Annotated in this window: 13 protein-coding genes; 11 read left to right on the forward strand and 2 right to left on the reverse strand. The window is 69.1% G+C overall.

All coding sequences use genetic code 11. From position 1 onward, the window contains the following. Nucleotides 1-136 precede the first annotated feature (136 nt). From crcB to BHE75_RS17540, 11 genes are all read left to right on the forward strand, one after another. On the forward strand, nucleotides 137-517 hold the full coding sequence (crcB, locus tag BHE75_RS17490) for a fluoride efflux transporter CrcB (RefSeq protein WP_070934607.1): 381 nt from the start codon (nucleotides 137-139) through the stop codon (nucleotides 515-517). After that, nucleotides 514-1,623, forward strand: coding sequence for an RluA family pseudouridine synthase (locus tag BHE75_RS17495; RefSeq protein WP_070934608.1), 1,110 nt, complete (start codon nucleotides 514-516; stop codon nucleotides 1,621-1,623). The genes crcB and BHE75_RS17495 overlap by 4 nt, the downstream gene beginning before the upstream one ends. After that, nucleotides 1,620-2,279, forward strand: a complete 660-nt coding sequence (locus BHE75_RS17500; RefSeq protein ID WP_070934609.1) for an HAD-IA family hydrolase — start codon at nucleotides 1,620-1,622, stop codon at nucleotides 2,277-2,279. Before BHE75_RS17495 ends, BHE75_RS17500 begins: the two co-directional genes overlap by 4 nt. Then, entirely contained in the window at nucleotides 2,276-2,506 is a 231-nt protein-coding gene (locus BHE75_RS17505; RefSeq protein WP_015458144.1) for a hypothetical protein, read from the forward strand. The genes BHE75_RS17500 and BHE75_RS17505 overlap by 4 nt, the downstream gene beginning before the upstream one ends. Beyond that, the gene (locus BHE75_RS17510; RefSeq protein ID WP_070936045.1) at nucleotides 2,503-3,195 is read left to right on the forward strand and encodes an ATP12 family chaperone protein; all 693 of its coding nucleotides are present in this window, start codon (nucleotides 2,503-2,505) and stop codon (nucleotides 3,193-3,195) included. Before BHE75_RS17505 ends, BHE75_RS17510 begins: the two co-directional genes overlap by 4 nt. A gap of 105 nt (nucleotides 3,196-3,300) precedes the next feature. Further along, nucleotides 3,301-3,741 (forward strand): hypothetical protein, encoded by a 441-nt coding sequence (locus tag BHE75_RS17515; RefSeq protein WP_015458146.1) that lies wholly within the window; start codon nucleotides 3,301-3,303, stop codon nucleotides 3,739-3,741. Nucleotides 3,742-4,134: 393 nt separating this feature from the next. After that, nucleotides 4,135-5,175: a heat-inducible transcriptional repressor HrcA gene (hrcA, locus tag BHE75_RS17520; protein WP_015458147.1), complete on the forward strand. Its 1,041-nt coding sequence runs from the start codon at nucleotides 4,135-4,137 to the stop codon at nucleotides 5,173-5,175. Continuing rightward, complete coding sequence (gene grpE, locus BHE75_RS17525; RefSeq protein WP_015458148.1) at nucleotides 5,172-5,750, forward strand: nucleotide exchange factor GrpE; 579 nt, start codon at nucleotides 5,172-5,174, stop codon at nucleotides 5,748-5,750. Before hrcA ends, grpE begins: the two co-directional genes overlap by 4 nt. After that, a complete protein-coding gene (locus tag BHE75_RS17530) occupies nucleotides 5,750-6,934 on the forward strand; it encodes a glycosyltransferase (protein WP_070934610.1) in 1,185 nt (394 codons plus the stop codon). Before grpE ends, BHE75_RS17530 begins: the two co-directional genes overlap by 1 nt. A 45-nt stretch (nucleotides 6,935-6,979) precedes the next feature. Further along, a complete protein-coding gene (locus BHE75_RS17535) occupies nucleotides 6,980-8,362 on the forward strand; it encodes an oligosaccharide flippase family protein (RefSeq protein ID WP_015458150.1) in 1,383 nt (460 codons plus the stop codon). Nucleotides 8,363-8,512: 150 nt separating this feature from the next. Next, the gene (locus BHE75_RS17540; RefSeq protein ID WP_070936047.1) at nucleotides 8,513-9,769 is read left to right on the forward strand and encodes a multidrug effflux MFS transporter; all 1,257 of its coding nucleotides are present in this window, start codon (nucleotides 8,513-8,515) and stop codon (nucleotides 9,767-9,769) included. Here BHE75_RS17540 and BHE75_RS17545 read toward each other — a convergent pair. Next, the gene (locus BHE75_RS17545; RefSeq protein ID WP_070934611.1) at nucleotides 9,750-10,229 is read right to left on the reverse strand and encodes a hypothetical protein; all 480 of its coding nucleotides are present in this window, start codon (nucleotides 10,227-10,229) and stop codon (nucleotides 9,750-9,752) included. The genes BHE75_RS17540 and BHE75_RS17545 overlap by 20 nt on opposite strands. 73 nt (nucleotides 10,230-10,302) lie before the next feature. Continuing rightward, nucleotides 10,303-13,512 (reverse strand): translocation/assembly module TamB domain-containing protein, encoded by a 3,210-nt coding sequence (locus BHE75_RS17550; RefSeq protein WP_438830632.1) that lies wholly within the window; start codon nucleotides 13,510-13,512, stop codon nucleotides 10,303-10,305. Nucleotides 13,513-14,419: the final 907 nt, after the last annotated feature.

A 14,419-nucleotide genomic window follows, 5' to 3' on the forward strand; every position in this document is an offset into this window, starting at 1 on the left:
GGCATCAAGCTGCGCGATCCTTGCACCGCATGCAACGGGATTCGGGCTTCATTGCCCCGGCCGCCAGTTTTAAGCGCGCAGCCGGACCGCGCTTCTGGGCTGTTCACCCGATCTTCCACAGGGTAGAGCGTCCGCCATGCCTCCGCTTCTTCTCGTGATGGTGGGCGGCGCCTTGGGCGCCGGCCTGCGCTATCAGATTTCCCGCATCGCCCTTTACCTCTGGGGTCCCTATTTCCCCTGGGGCACCTGGATCATCAACCTTTCGGGCGGTTTCCTGATGGGAGCGCTGGTCGGCGCGCTGGCCGGCAGCGATCCCGAAATGACCGCGCCGATCCGGCTGCTGCTCGCCACCGGCGTGCTGGGCGGCTTCACCACCTTCTCCGCCTTCAGCCTCGATACGTTCGGCATGCTCCAGAACGGCCAGCACGGGCTGGCGGCGGTCTATGCCGTCACATCGGTCGTCGGATCGGTGATGCTCCTCGTCCTTGGCCTCCTGCTTGGAAAGGCGCTGTCATGAGCGGCGATCCCGCGGCGGACAATGTCCGCCAGTTCACCGTCAGCGATGACGATCACGGCATCCGCCTGGACCGCTGGTTCAAGCGCCACTTACCGGATGCGAGCTTCAACGTCGTGTCGCGCTGGGCGCGCACCGGCCAGTTGCGGGTCGACGGCAAGCGGATAGCGCCGGGCGACCGGATCGAGGCCGGGCAGATCATCCGCGTGCCCCCGGCGGACAGCGCCCCGGCGGCGCCCGCGCCCAAGGCCAAGAAGGCCCGCCCGCCGCTTTCGCCCGAGGATACGGAATTCGCCCAGTCGCTGGTGATCCATCGCGACAAGGCGGCCATCGTCCTCAACAAGCCGCCCGGCCTCGCCACCCAGGGCGGCACCAAGACGGACCGCCATGTCGACGGGCTGCTGGACGCCGTGCAGTTCGAGGCGGAAGGCCGGCCCAAGCTGGTTCACCGGCTGGACAAGGATACGTCCGGCGTGCTGCTGGTCGCCCGTTCCGCCAATGCCGCCGGCCATTTCGCCAAGGCCTTCAGCAGCCGCACCGCGCGCAAGGTCTATTGGGCGCTGATCGCCGGCGTGCCTTCGATCGACGACGGCATGATCGAGCTGCCGATCGCCAAGCAGCCCGGCACCGGCGGCGAGAAGATGCATGTCGACGAGAAGGAGGGTAGCCCCGCGCGCACCCGCTATCGCGTGATCGAGCGCGCCGGCAACCGCGCCGCCTGGGTCGAGCTGCAACCCTATACCGGCCGGACGCACCAGCTGCGCGTGCATATGGCGGCGATCGGCCACCCGATCGTGGGCGACGGCAAATATGGCGGACAGGAAGCCTTCCTGACCGGCGGTATCAGCCGCAAGATGCACCTCCACGCCCGCCGGCTGCGGGTGGACCATCCCGACGGCGGCCAGATCGACGTGCGCGCCGAGCTGCCGTCGCATTTCGCCGAAAGCCTGGAGACGCTGGGCTTCGACCTTGCCGATGGCGATGCGCTGCCGCTCGACGAACCGAAGTTCAGCGAGACGGCCGAGGGCAAGCGCCGCGCGATCAGCGCCGCCGCCAAGGCACGCCGCAAGGAACGCAAGGGCGAAAGGCGCGGCCGGGGGCGCAAGTGAACCGCCTCGCCGTTTTCGATTGCGATGGCACGCTGGTCGATAGCCAGGCCAATATCTGCGACGCGATGGAGGAGACCTTCGCCCGCGCCGGCCTTCCCCTGCCGGAGCGGGATGCGGTGCGGCGGATCGTGGGCCTCAGCCTGGTGGAGGCGGTGCGCGCGCTCCATCCCGCAGGCGATCCCGAGCTGCATCACGCCATGGCGCAGGATTATAAGGGCTGCTTCCACGCGCTGCGCGGACGCGGGCTGGTGGCGGAGCCTCTGTTCGACGGCATCGCCGATGCGATCGCTTCGGCCGATGGCGATGGCTGGCTGCTCGGCGTCGCCACCGGCAAGTCCGATCGCGGGCTCAACCTCTGCCTGGCCCATCACGGCATCGCCGATCGCTTCGTGACGCTCCAGACCGCCGACCGCCATCCGAGCAAGCCGCACCCCTCCATGCTAATCCAGGCGATGGCCGATGCCGGCGCCGTGCCGGAAACCACCGTGATGATCGGCGATACGCGGTTCGACATCGCCATGGCCAAGGCCGCGGGCGCGACGGCGATCGGCGTGGCCTGGGGCTATCATGACGCGGACGAGCTGCACGCCGAGGGCGCCGACCATGTCGCCCGCCATCCGGCCGACCTTTCCGCCATATTGAAGGAGCTCAAATGAACCGGGACGATGCGGAGCGGCTGGCGCGCACCCGCTACACCATCATCTCCGCCATGCGCGCGAGCGGCGCCCTGCTGATGGTGCTGGGGATGTGGATCTGGGTCGGCGATATCCTGCGCGCGGGCGGGCTGCCGGCCGCGGGCGTGCCGCTGTTCGCGATCGGCTTCCTCCAGTCGCTGATCGTGCCGCAAATATTGGCACGGAAGTGGCGGACGCCAAAGCCGTGAAGCGGTTCTACAAGGAAGTCGCGGCGGCGGCGGAGCCCGGCGGCTTCGCGATCCGGCTGGACGGGCGGCCGGTGAAGACGCCGGCGCGCAACCCGCTGCTGCTGCCGGGCGCGGAACTGGCCGAGGCGGTCGCGGCGGAATGGGCGGCGCAGGGCGAGACGATCGATCCGCGATCCATGCCGCTGACCGGCCTCGCCAATGCGGCGATCGACCGGGTGGCGCCGGACCCGGCGCGCTTCGCCGGGGACATCGCCGTCTATGGCGAGACCGATCTGCTCTGCTACCGCGCCGACGAGCCGGCGGAGCTGGTGGCCCGGCAGGCGGCGGCGTGGGACCCGCTGATCGACTGGGCGCAGCGGCGATACGACATCCATTTCACGATCGCGACCGGCATCATCCACAAGGCCCAGCCGGCGGCGACGGTGACGCGGCTGGCCGAAGCGACGGTGGCGCGGGATGCGTTCGCGCTGGCGGGATTGTCCCCGCTGACGACGATCGGCGGATCGCTGGTGACGGCGTTGGCGGTGGCGGAAGGCGCCGTCGATGCGGACGCGGCGTTCGCGGCGACCCATCTCGACGAGCTGTGGCAGGCCGAGCAATGGGGCGAGGATGCGCTGGCGGCCGATGCCAGGGCGGCGCGGCGGCGGGACTTCATCGCGGCGGCGCGGTTCGTGGCGCTGGCGGGCTAAGCGTCCGGCCCGGCGACGCCGGCCCGCATCGGGGCGATTGATCGATATACGATTCAGGTTGTATCGTTAATTTCCGCCAGCGAGCGGAAATGAGAGGGGACCTGAATGAAACATGTGCTGAACGCGCGCTTCCTGGTGACGTGCGCCATCATATCCGTGCTGATCTTCGTGGCGGACATCGCCTTCCACGCCACGTTCGTGCCCGATCTGTATGTCGGCTACCCGCAGCGCGCGGCGGGCGAGATGGCGCCGCTGATGCCGTTCCTGTTCCTGACCTATCTGGTGCAGATCACCATGTTCCTGTGGCTGTTCGTGCGGCTCTATCCCGAACGCGGCATCGGCAAGGCGGTGTGGTGGGGCCTGTGGGGCGGGCTGTTCGTGGTGCTGCCCAACATGCAGTTCTTCGTGGGCGTGGCCGGCACGACCTGGACGCTGCTGGCGGTGCAGGTGGTGGAGGCGATCGTGCTGCTGATCGCGGCGGGCATCATCTTCGAATTCGTCTATCGCCCGCGCGCCGCCAGCGCGGCAGAGCCGGCCCGCGCCTGAGCCGTCTGGCAGAGCAACCGCACGATTGCAGGTAACGCAATCGCGCGGTTGCATTTCTCAATTGCGGAAAATCGTTTCGGTCGACTATTCATTGTGCAGCGCACAACGAGACACGGCGGCCCGCCGCCCGGCTGCAAAGCCGGGTGCGCCGCCGGCGTCCGCGCCACGCGGGCTATCCCGCCCGCGCATATGGAGAAGACCATGCGTATGTTCGAAGCCGCGACCAGCCTTGCGCTGGCGATCGCGACGCAGGCGCTTGCCGTGGGTATCGTCGTTACCTTCTGAGCGCTTGCCCGGAGATCGATCCGGGACACCTGCAGACCCCGTCCGACCATAATGGTCGGCGGGGAAAGCCCTTCCCCTCCGCCCGCCATCCCCTTACATTCCCCGGCGATGACGACCCCGCCGATCAGCGAACTTTCCGCCCGGGCGCGCGACATCTTCCGCGTGGTGGTGGAAAGCTATCTGGGCACGGGCGCGCCGGTGGGCTCCCGCACGATCGCGCGACTGGCGGGCCTCAACCTTTCCCCGGCGTCGATCCGCAACGTGATGCAGGACCTGGAGGAGCTGGGCCTGCTGGCGGCGCCCCATACATCCGCCGGCCGGATGCCGACCGAAAGCGGCCTGCGCCTGTTCGTGGACGGGATGATGCAGGCGGCCGAGCCGTCGCCCGAGGAGCGCGCCGCGATCGAGGCGCGAATCACCGGCGGCCCCGTGGAGGATGCGCTGACGCAGGCTAGCGCGGTGCTTTCCGGCCTTTCCTCCTGCGCGGGCATCGTGCTGGTGCCCCGTCACGAGCCGGTATTGCGCCAGTTCGGCTTCGTCCCCCTTTCCCACGATCAGGCGCTGGCCGTGCTGGTGGGGGCGGACGGATCGGTGGAGAACAGGGTGGTCGATCTGCCGCCCGGCACGCCGCCCCACCTGCTGGTGGAGGCCAGCAGCTATGTAAGCGCGCGATTGACCGGACTGACCCTGCGCGAGGCCGAGGAGCGGCTGCGGGCCGAGATCGGCCAAGGCCGGGCGATGCTGGACAGTGCCGCCGCCGACCTGATCGCGCGCGGGCTGGCGACATGGTCCGAGGATGGGGAGGCGCGGCCGGTGCTGATCGTGCGCGGCCAGGCCAATCTGATCGATCCGGATGCCGCCGCCGATCTGGAACGGGTGCGCCAGCTGCTGGACGAACTGGAGAGCAAGCAGGAGATCGCCCGCCTGCTGGATAGCGCGCGCGCCGGCCAGGGCATGAAGATCTTCATCGGATCGGAGAACAAACTTTTCTCCCTTTCCGGCTCATCCGTGATAGCGGCCCCCTATCGTGGCGGCGACGGCCGCGTGGTCGGCGTGGTCGGCGTGATCGGCCCGACCCGGTTGAACTATGCGCGCGTCGTTCCCATGGTGGATTTCACCGCGCAGACATTGACGAGACTGATGGCATGAGTGACGAGACGACCCCGGAACAGACCCCCGGCGCCAACCCCGCCGAAAGCCCCGAGGAGGTTGGCAAGAACCCCCTCGCCGCCCTGGAGGCCGATCTGGAGAAGCTGCGCAACGACCTGCTCTACGCCCAGGCCGAGACCCAGAATGTCCGCCGCCGGCTGGAGAAGGAGAAAGCCGATTCGATCGCCTATGCGGCGACCGGCTTCGCCCGCGACATGCTTTCCGTCGCCGACAATCTGGGCCGCGCGCTGGCGGCCATCCCCGCCGAGATCGCGGCCGACGAGCGGATCAAGCCGCTGGTGACGGGCATCGAGATGACCGCGCGCGAGCTGGAAACCGTGTTCCAGCGCAACGGCGTGACCAGGATCGCGGCGGTCGGCGAGCCGCTGGACCCCAATCGCCACCAGGCGATCATGGAGGTGGAAAGCCCGGATGCCGCGCCCGGCACCGTCGTTCATGAAATGCAATCGGGCTACATGATCAAGGATCGGCTGCTGCGCCCGGCGATGGTGGGCGTCGCCAAGGCCCCGGCCGGCGCCCCCTCGCCCACGCCTTCGGTGGACCTCGAAGCCTGATGCGTTCGGGGCTGCGGCGCGCGGCGCGCCCGTTGCTGCGCGCCGCGGCCGACCGGCTGCACGGCCCCAGATATCTCCGCGCCCGCCGGGCCATTTCCCGGCTGGAGGCGCACGACCTGGGCAGCGGATATCGCGGCACGCGCCGGCGCGTGCTGGTGCTATACGATCCCAACGCCATCGCGCTCAGCCAGGTCCACCCCTTTCTCGACTGGCGGCGCATCGCCGGTGCCGGGGATCTGGACATCGAGCTGAAGGCGGCCGAGCTGCCCGCCCATTTCGCGGCCCATGCGGCCAGCGGGCTGAAGGCGCTGCCCGATGCCGATACCGTGATCTTCCAGCCCGATCTGGTGCGGCTGGGCGATACGGCGCCGATCGTGGCCCCGGCGCTGCGCGATCGTTATCCCCACGCGCGGCTGGTGCTGCTGGACGGCACGCCGCACAGCGGCTTCCTGGGCGTGGAAGGCGTGGTCGACGCGATCGATGCCTATGTGAAGAAGAGCAGCCTGGCCGATCGCGCGGCTTATGCCCGGCCGGTGCTGGGCGACACGGTGCTGACCGATTATTTCGCGCGCCGCCACGATTGCCCGCTGCCCGAAGCGACCATGGCCGTGCCCGACCGTTTCTGGGCCAAGCTGATCGTGGGGCCGGCCTTCATCACCGACCGGCGGATCATGCCGCTGTTCGCCCGGCCCTTCGCCGAGATCGGCGGCCAGCCGCGCACCATCGACCTCAACGCCCGCATCGCCAAACGCGGCGCTCCCTGGTATGCCGCGATGCGCAGCGATGCCGACGAGCGCGCGGGCGCGCTGGAAGGCATCGCCATCGCCCGCGGCCAGGGGCTGAAGCTGAAGGCGTTCATGGCCGAGCTTCGCCAGTCGAAATGCACGTTCAGCCCCTTCGGCTATGGCGAATTATGCTGGCGCGATTATGAGGCGATGGCGATGGGCAGCGTCGTCATCAAGCAGGGCATGGACGGCTTCGTGACCGCGCCCGACCTGTTCGACCGGGACGAGACCTATGTGCCCGTTGCCTGGGACCTTTCCGATTTCGAGGAACGGACGCGGGCCGTGCTGGCGGACGAGGACCGGCGCCAGGCGATCGCCGCGCGCGCCTATGGCCGGGCGCGGGATTATCTGTTCGGCGGCGGGCTGGGCGCCTATCTGCGCCAGGTGGTGCAGGGATGATGCGGCAACCGGCGGCCCCGATCCCTTGACCCGACGGACACGGCCTTGAACGCATCCAGCCCGAACGATTCCCGGGGCCTGATCGGCCGCGCCCACCGGCTGGCGACGCGGCCGTCGTCGCTGATCCTGATTTCGCTGGGCTTCCAGAACGGGCTGCGCCTCGTCAGCTCGATGATCCTGACGCGGCTGCTCGACACGCATGATTTCGGCGTGATGGGCATCATCATGTCGTGGATGATCGTGCTGACGATGATCTCCGACATCGGCGTCTATGCCGTCGTCACCCGGCACAAGCGCTTCTTCGAGCCCGCCTTCCTCGACGCGATCTGGACGTTCCGGGCGTTGCGCGGGCTGGTGATCACCATAGCGATGATCGTGCTGGCGGGGCCGATCGCCAGCGTTTCCGCCAAGTCCGAGGTGGCCGCCCCGCTAGCCGTGGCCGCGCTGGTGCTGCTGATCGACGGATCGCAATCGCTGTTCAACGTGACCGCCCCGCGCGAGGGGCGGCTGGCCCAGCTCACCCTGTTCGAGATGGCCGGCGCGCTGGTGCAGACGCTGTTCACCATCCTGCTGGCGCTGATGATCCCGAGCTATTGGGCGCTGGTCTGGGGCTATGTGTCCGGCGCCTGCGTGAAGACGGTGGCGAGCTTCCTGCTGCCGGGCGCGGCACGGCGGCCGAGCTTCGACCGCGAGGTTTTCCGCGAGCTGATCGTGGGCGGGCGGCCCTTCTTCATATCCAGCGTGGCCAGCGTGTTCGTGCGCCAGATCGACAAGATCCTGCTGTCCCGCTTCATGACGCTGCCGCAGTTCGGCATCTATACGATCGCATCCAACCTCACCTCGGTGCCGACGCTGCTTTCGGACAATTATGCCCGGCGCTTCCTCTACATCGCCTATGTCAACCACCGGGAAGCGCAGGACCGCCCCGACACCGGCTTCTTCCTGAAGTTCGGCCGGCCGTTCCGCTGGCTCTACGTCGCCGGCGTCGGCGCGCTGGTGGGCGGCGGCGAGGCGATCGTCCACATCCTCTACGACAGCCGCTACTGGTTCGCCGCGACCTATATCTACCTGCTGGCGCCTTCGATCTTCCTCCGGCTCACCAATGCGCGGATGGAGCAGTTCCTCCTCGCTCACAAGGTCGATGCGGCGCAGATGTATGCCAACCTGATCCGCGCGGCCTGGATCGTCATCAGCCTGCCGGCCGCCTATCACTGGGGCGGGCAGCTCGCCATGATCGCGGCGCTAGGCTGCGTGGAGGTGCCGGTGCACGTCTATCTTTCCGCCAGGGTGCATGGGCTGGTCGGGAGCTTCCACTGGCGGGAGCGGGCGACGGCCTTCGCCGTCGCGCTGGCGGCCGGCCTCGTGGCGCTGGCACTGAGCCAGATCGGGCTGGCGCTGGTCGAAGGGCAGAAACTGGCGATATTCTAGGCGGAAGCCCGTTTCCGCTGCGCGGGCGCCGCGCCCCCAACGGCTTGACAGGCCAGCCCTTATCCTTCTCTAGACGATGGCGGCCCCGGTGATGACCCCTCCGTGCCCTGCCCGCCATCCCGCGCGCGTCTAGACAATCGAGGCCTGATGATGTCCCAACCCACCGGCGACAGCGGCGGCGCGCCCGCCTTCAACCTGGGGTTCCGCGAGTTCGTGGCGCTGGTGGCCGCGCTGATGGCGATCAACGCGCTGGGCATCGATTCCATGCTGCCGGCGCTGCCCGCGATCGGCGACGCGCTGGGCATCCACAACGAGAACCAGCGGCAATGGATCATCGCCGCCTATGTCTTCGGCTTCGGATCGATGCAGCTCGTCTACGGCCCGCTGGCCGACCGCTTCGGCCGCAAGCCGGTGCTGATCGCCAGCATGAGCCTGTTCACGGCGATGAGCGTGCTGGCCGCCTTCGCCTGGGATTTCCCGTCGATCATCGCCGCGCGGGTGGCGCAGGGCGTGTTCGCCGCCGCATCGCGCGTGCTGGCCGTATCGATCGTGCGCGATCGCTTTTCCGGCCGGCAGATGGCGCGGGTGATGTCGCTATCCTTCATCGTCTTCCTGGCCGTGCCGATCCTGGCGCCCAGCATCGGCCAGTTCATCCTGCTGTTCGCGCCGTGGCGGGGGATATTCCTGTTCCTCGCCTTCTTCGGCGCGCTGCTGGTGCTGTGGGCCGGTCTGCGCCTGCCCGAGACGCTGCATCCCGAGGACCGCCGGCCGATATCCGCCGGCAAGATCGCCAGCGCGGCGCGGGTGGTGATCGGCAACCGTTATTCGCGGGGCTATACGCTGGCGTCCACCATGCTGTTCGGCAGCCTGATGGGCTTCATCAATTCGGTGCAGCAGATCTTCACCGACATCTTCCACGAACCTAAACTGTTCCCGGTGATCTTCGCCAGCATGGCGGCATCGATGGGCTTCACCTCCTACCTCAACTCCCGCATCGTCGAGCGGCTGGGCACGCGCTTCGTGTCGCACTGGGCGCTGATCGGCTTCATCGCCTCGGCGGGCGCGCATTCCGCCATCGCGCTGAGCGGGCATGAGACGATGCTGAGCTTCGCCCTGCTGCAGGCGGCGACGATGGCGTGCTTCGGCCTTGCCGGATCGAATTTCGGATCGATGGCGATGGAGCCGGTGGGGCATATCGCCGGCACGGCATCCTCGATCCAGGGTTTCACCTCCACGCTCGGCGGCGCGGCGCTGGGCATCGTCATCGGCCAGCTTTACGACGGCACGACCGTGCCGGTGACGCTGGGCTATCTGGTGCTCGGCCTCGTCGCGCTGGTGATCGTGCTGGCGACGGAACAGGGGCGGCTGTTCCGCCCCCACCCCGTCGTCAACGAAGCCGTCCCCTGAAGGCACCGGCCCTGAAGGCGCGCGCCGCCGCCAGCGCGATCGGCACGCCGACCAGCACCATGTGGGTGAAGAGCGCGGCGGCGACGTCATAGGGATCGCGGTTGGGGAAGCGTTCCGGCCAGCGCAGCGGCAGGACGATCCAATACATCACCACATAGAGGCCGAAGCCATAGGCCAGCCCCCACAGGATCGGCCGGCGGATGAGCACGGTGGCCTGGTGGGCGACGAGCACGAATACCGCGGCCATGACCAGCGCGAGCAGGACGTGGACGCAGGCGCCCACCGCCGAGGCGCCGGCGCCGCCTTCGCGCATCGCATCGCCGAACGGGCCGCTCGCCACCACCCGCAGCACGCGCGCGGGGCCGATGCCGTCGCGCGCGGCCAGCATGAAGGCCCAGCCGAGATCGAGAATGGCGGCGATCAGGCCGCCGCCAAGGATTGCACGCATCGTGGGTGACAAAGGCTTCCTCCCAATTTTGCGATTATGGAGGGGAGGCTAGACCCGATCGGCGGCGCTGGCCAGCGATCCCGCCTCAATAATCCTTCGACACCCGCACGTTGGCGCTGGTGCGGCCGATGGTGGAGATGCTGGAGAGGAGCGAGAGCCAGCGGGTGATCTGGAATTCCACGCGCGTGGCCGAATAGCCGGCGCCGTCGGTGATCAGCTCCACATAGGTCTTGCGGGTGATATATTTGCCGGCGGCGATCGATGTGCCCTGGCCGGTGGTGGTATCGGCCGGCAGGATGCGTAGGCGATCGAGGCCGGTGGCCTGGCGCACCGCGTTGATCGGGTTGAGCCCGGTGCCGCCGCTTTGCAGCGAGGCGACGGCGGCGGCGAGCTGGAGGGCCTCCGGCGCCGAGAGATTGGTGATCGAGGTGCCGAACAGCAGCCGCGACAGCAGCTCGTCCTCCGGCAGGGCCGGAATGCTGGTGAAGTTGATTTCCGGCCGGAGCCCGGTGCCCGAGACGCGGATCGTGGCGTTGAGATCGCTGATATCGGCCTGCGCCACGATATCCAGCACCGGATCGATCGGGGTTTCGCCGAGGAAGCGGATCGATCCGCGTTCCAGATCGAAGCGGCGGCCGGAAAATTCATAGCCGCCGCGCACCAGATCGGCCCGGCCCTTGATCGCCGGATTGTCGATCGTGCCGCGAATCTCCAGATCCGCGCGCCATTCGGAATCGAGGCCGAGGCCGGTGACGGCCAGGCGATTGCGCGCCTTCGCCTTCAGATCGAGCCGCCAGGGCATGGGCGGGGAATTATCCTCATCCTCGTCCACCGGGCGGTTGACCTCGGTGACCTTCAGCACCGGCACCTCGGCGGCGGCGGCACGGCCGAGGCGGAAGCGGCTGCGATCCAGCGTGACGTCGCCCGCGATCATGCCCCCGCCCCTGGCGGCGGTGATGCGGATCGGCCCGGTGACGGTGGCGCCGATATCGTCGCGGTTGATGAGCACGGCGTGGTTCGCATCGGCGGCCAGATCCATGGCGAAGCCGCTGGCCGAGGCGAAATCGAAGCTGCCGCGCCCGCTGATGCTGCCATCGTCGGACGTGGTGCCGGTGAGGCTGTCGATCACCAGCCGCGAGCCGTTGAACCGCCCCTGCGCCTTCACATTGGAGATGACGGTGCCGCTGACCGCGCTTTCCACCCGCCCGGCATCGGTGCGCAGCGACCCGCGTATCTGCGGATCGGCGAGCCGGCCGGTGGCATCGGCGCTGACCGAGAGCGGGCCGGAAATGTCGATCGTGCCGATGCCGGTGAGCCGCCAGAGCGTATCGGCCGGGCCGACATAGCGGAGCTGGGCGAAGAGCGGCGCATTCATCAGCCGGCTGACGATATCGCCTTCGCCCGTGAGCGGGGCGATGCGCGCCTGGGCGCGGCCGATCGTCTTGCCCCCGGTGGCGACCACCGCGCGCGCCACCGCCCGATCGCCGGTGAGCGCGGCGGCCAGCCCCATGTCCACGGGCGTGGAGGAGAGCACCAGCCCCGAACGGGTAAGCCCGCGCACCTTGAAATCGGCCCGGCCGGTGGGAAGCGCGCCTTGCGCCCAGCGATATTCGAGCCGGCCCGTCGCCTGCCCGCCGAGTGCCAGCCGGGGCACGAGGATATCGAGCGCGGTGAGCGGCATCCGTTCCAGCCCGGCATCGACCTCCACGGCGGTGGGCGAATAGCGGCCGGCAAGCGTGGCGCCGCCGCCATTATATTCCAGCCGGGTGGAGGCCAGCCGCCAGCCGCCTTCTTCCTCCGCCGTCAGGACGGCGGGCGTGACCAGCCGGAGCGGCCGGCCATCCAGCCGGCCGCTGCCGTTCAGCGCCACCCGATCGGGCGCGACATCGGCATCGACGTTGAATACGAAGGCGCGGCCGCGCGTGCCGGCCAGCGTGGCGGAAACCTTGCCGCGCCCGGCCGCCAGCTCCGTCTCCGCGCGCAACCGGCCAAGGGTGAAGCCGCCCCGGCGCACGCCGAAGGCCGCAAGCCGGCCGTTTATGGAAAGGCCGGCGGGATCGAGGCGGATCGAGCCGTCGACCCGGCCGCGCCGCACGCCGATTTCCGGCGGGCCGGGGAAGCGCGCATCGCGCAGCGCCAGATGCGATTCGATTTCCTGCACGCCCAGCACGGGGCGGAACAGCAGCTCGCCATCGATGCCGCCGCCAGCAAGGCCCAACCGCCCGAGGAAACCGCCCGTTTCCGAACGCAGCGCGCCGCTGGCGCGGGTGCCGGCGACGTCGAGCACGGCGACGCCGATCGTCGCCGGGCTGCCCTGCGGCAGCAATATCTGCCCGTTGCTGGTGAACGGCCCCAAAATGGAGCCGCCATCGGCGGTATAGGCAAAGCCCTGCGGATTGGGATCGAGCAGGACGCGCACCGCATCCAGCCCCAGCGCGTCCATCGGCCGGGCGAGCGCCAGATCCACCTTCGGCCGGCTGATATCGCCGTCCAGCTTCAGGGTGAACGGGCCATATTGGCCCTGCCGGCCGCTGCCTTCGAATTGGAAGGTGCCGTCGCGCCGGCGCATGCCATCGCCGGTGATGGTAATCGCCGGCCCGCGCAGGCGGAGGTTGCGGAACAGCAATATCCCGTCCGGCCCGCGCACCAGCCCGGTTTCGATATCGGGAAGGCCGCCGGCCAGCCCGGCGAAGAAGGCGTTGTCGAACCGCCGCACCCAGGCGCGGCCGGTGCCCTGCACCATCGTGCCGCGCCCGCCGGCGCCGGGCATGACCTTGAGGTCGCTGGTCACGTCGACCAGGCCGATGCCGGGGATGAGATAGCGGGTGAGCCCGCCCGAGACGCCGACATCGTAACGCCCGGTGACGAGATCGAGATAGAGCGAGAGCTTGCCCTTGAGCTTGTCCGACGAGAGCGCCAGCCCCTGGCCGCGCACGTCCTTCGCCGTGACGTCGAGCTTGCCGTCCACCAGCAGGTTGGCGAGGATGCCGCCCGCGACATCGCCCACCCCGGTCACGCGCCGCGCCGCAAGCCGCACCGGCAGCTTCATCGGCACGCCCGCCAATTGCCCCCGGCCCTGGGCGCGGACGCCTTCGAAACCGGTATCGTCGAAGGCCGCGCGATCGGCGGTGAGGAGATAATCGAAGGTCGCCGCCTTGAACGGGCCGTCGAGCAGCACGCGCAGGCGGACATTGGTGCCCGTCATGTTGGGGAAGAGCGCCGGCGGCTTCAGCAGGCGCAGGTTGAGCTGGGTGCCCTGGAAGGCGCTTTTCGCCAGGTCGAGCACGCCCGTCATGTCGACGGTGAGCGCCGGCGAGCGTAGCGACAGCGTGGAATCGAGCTTGCGATCGGCAAGCTTCGCCTCGCCGGTGACGAGGATGCGCGGCGCGGTGAGCCGCTGGAGCTTGCCCTTGAGCAGCGGCGCGGGCGCCAGGCCGCCGGAGAGCGAATAGCTGCCCTCCCGCACGCCGAGCTTGAGATCGACGACGCGATGCGGGCCGATATCCAGCTGGGCGCCGCCATTCCACACCTTCCACGTGCCGTCCCCCGCGACGGCGAGCGCGATCGGGTGGTCGGTGCCCGCCAGCTTGCCGACGACGCTGCCCTTGGGCGCATCGAGCCGGGCCGAGAGATCGAAGCGGTCGCGATCGGGCTCGGCATCCAGAAACAGGCGGAGATCGTCCCCGGCATTGGTGGCGGCGGCAAGATCGACGAGCGCGCGGCCGCCCCTTATGTCCGCCCGCCCCTTGATCCGCGCCACCCGCGGATCGCCGGCGACGCCCGGTTCCAGCCGGAGGGCGCGGATATCGAGATTGCCGAGATGGATATCGAAGCCGGGCAGGATCGGCCCCGCCTTCTTCGATGGATTGAGCTTCGGCAGGCGGTGGAGGATGGCGAGATCGGTGGCCAGCCGATCGACGTGCAGCGTGTTGGCNATCCAGGCGCGGGGTTTCCAGTCGAGGTCGAGTTCCGGCACCTCGAGGAACAGGCCGCGCGGATCATAGAGGCGGAGATCGCGCAGGCGGGTGCGCCCCCAGATCGATCCGTCGATCCGGCCGATGCGGATCTTGAGCCCCGAGGAGGGCGAGAGCGCCGCGATCCGATCGGCCAGGAAGCGGTGACCGGGGCCGGTATCGATCGCAAGCAGCGCCGCGCCCGCCAGCGCCACCAGCCCGAGCAGCGACCAGAGCAGCCAGCGCAGC

The organism is Edaphosphingomonas haloaromaticamans (assembly GCF_001853345.1).
Taxonomy (GTDB): domain Bacteria; phylum Pseudomonadota; class Alphaproteobacteria; order Sphingomonadales; family Sphingomonadaceae; genus Sphingomonas_E; species Sphingomonas_E fennica.

What these genes read in the sequence shown, in the direction of transcription:
- crcB (WP_070934607.1), top strand. Translation starts at nt 137, where the DNA reads ATGCCTCCGCTTCTTCTCGTGATGGTGGGCGGCGCCTTGGGCGCCGGC.
- BHE75_RS17530 (WP_070934610.1), top strand. Translation starts at nt 5,750, where the DNA reads ATGCGTTCGGGGCTGCGGCGCGCGGCGCGCCCGTTGCTGCGCGCCGCG.
- grpE (WP_015458148.1), top strand. Translation starts at nt 5,172, where the DNA reads ATGAGTGACGAGACGACCCCGGAACAGACCCCCGGCGCCAACCCCGCC.
- BHE75_RS17550 (WP_438830632.1), bottom strand. Translation starts at nt 13,512, where the DNA reads ATGACGGGCGTGCTCGACCTGGCGAAAAGCGCCTTCCAGGGCACCCAG.
- BHE75_RS17515 (WP_015458146.1), top strand. Translation starts at nt 3,301, where the DNA reads ATGAAACATGTGCTGAACGCGCGCTTCCTGGTGACGTGCGCCATCATA.
- hrcA (WP_015458147.1), top strand. Translation starts at nt 4,135, where the DNA reads ATGACGACCCCGCCGATCAGCGAACTTTCCGCCCGGGCGCGCGACATC.
- BHE75_RS17495 (WP_070934608.1), top strand. Translation starts at nt 514, where the DNA reads ATGAGCGGCGATCCCGCGGCGGACAATGTCCGCCAGTTCACCGTCAGC.
- BHE75_RS17505 (WP_015458144.1), top strand. Translation starts at nt 2,276, where the DNA reads ATGAACCGGGACGATGCGGAGCGGCTGGCGCGCACCCGCTACACCATC.
- BHE75_RS17540 (WP_070936047.1), top strand. Translation starts at nt 8,513, where the DNA reads ATGTCCCAACCCACCGGCGACAGCGGCGGCGCGCCCGCCTTCAACCTG.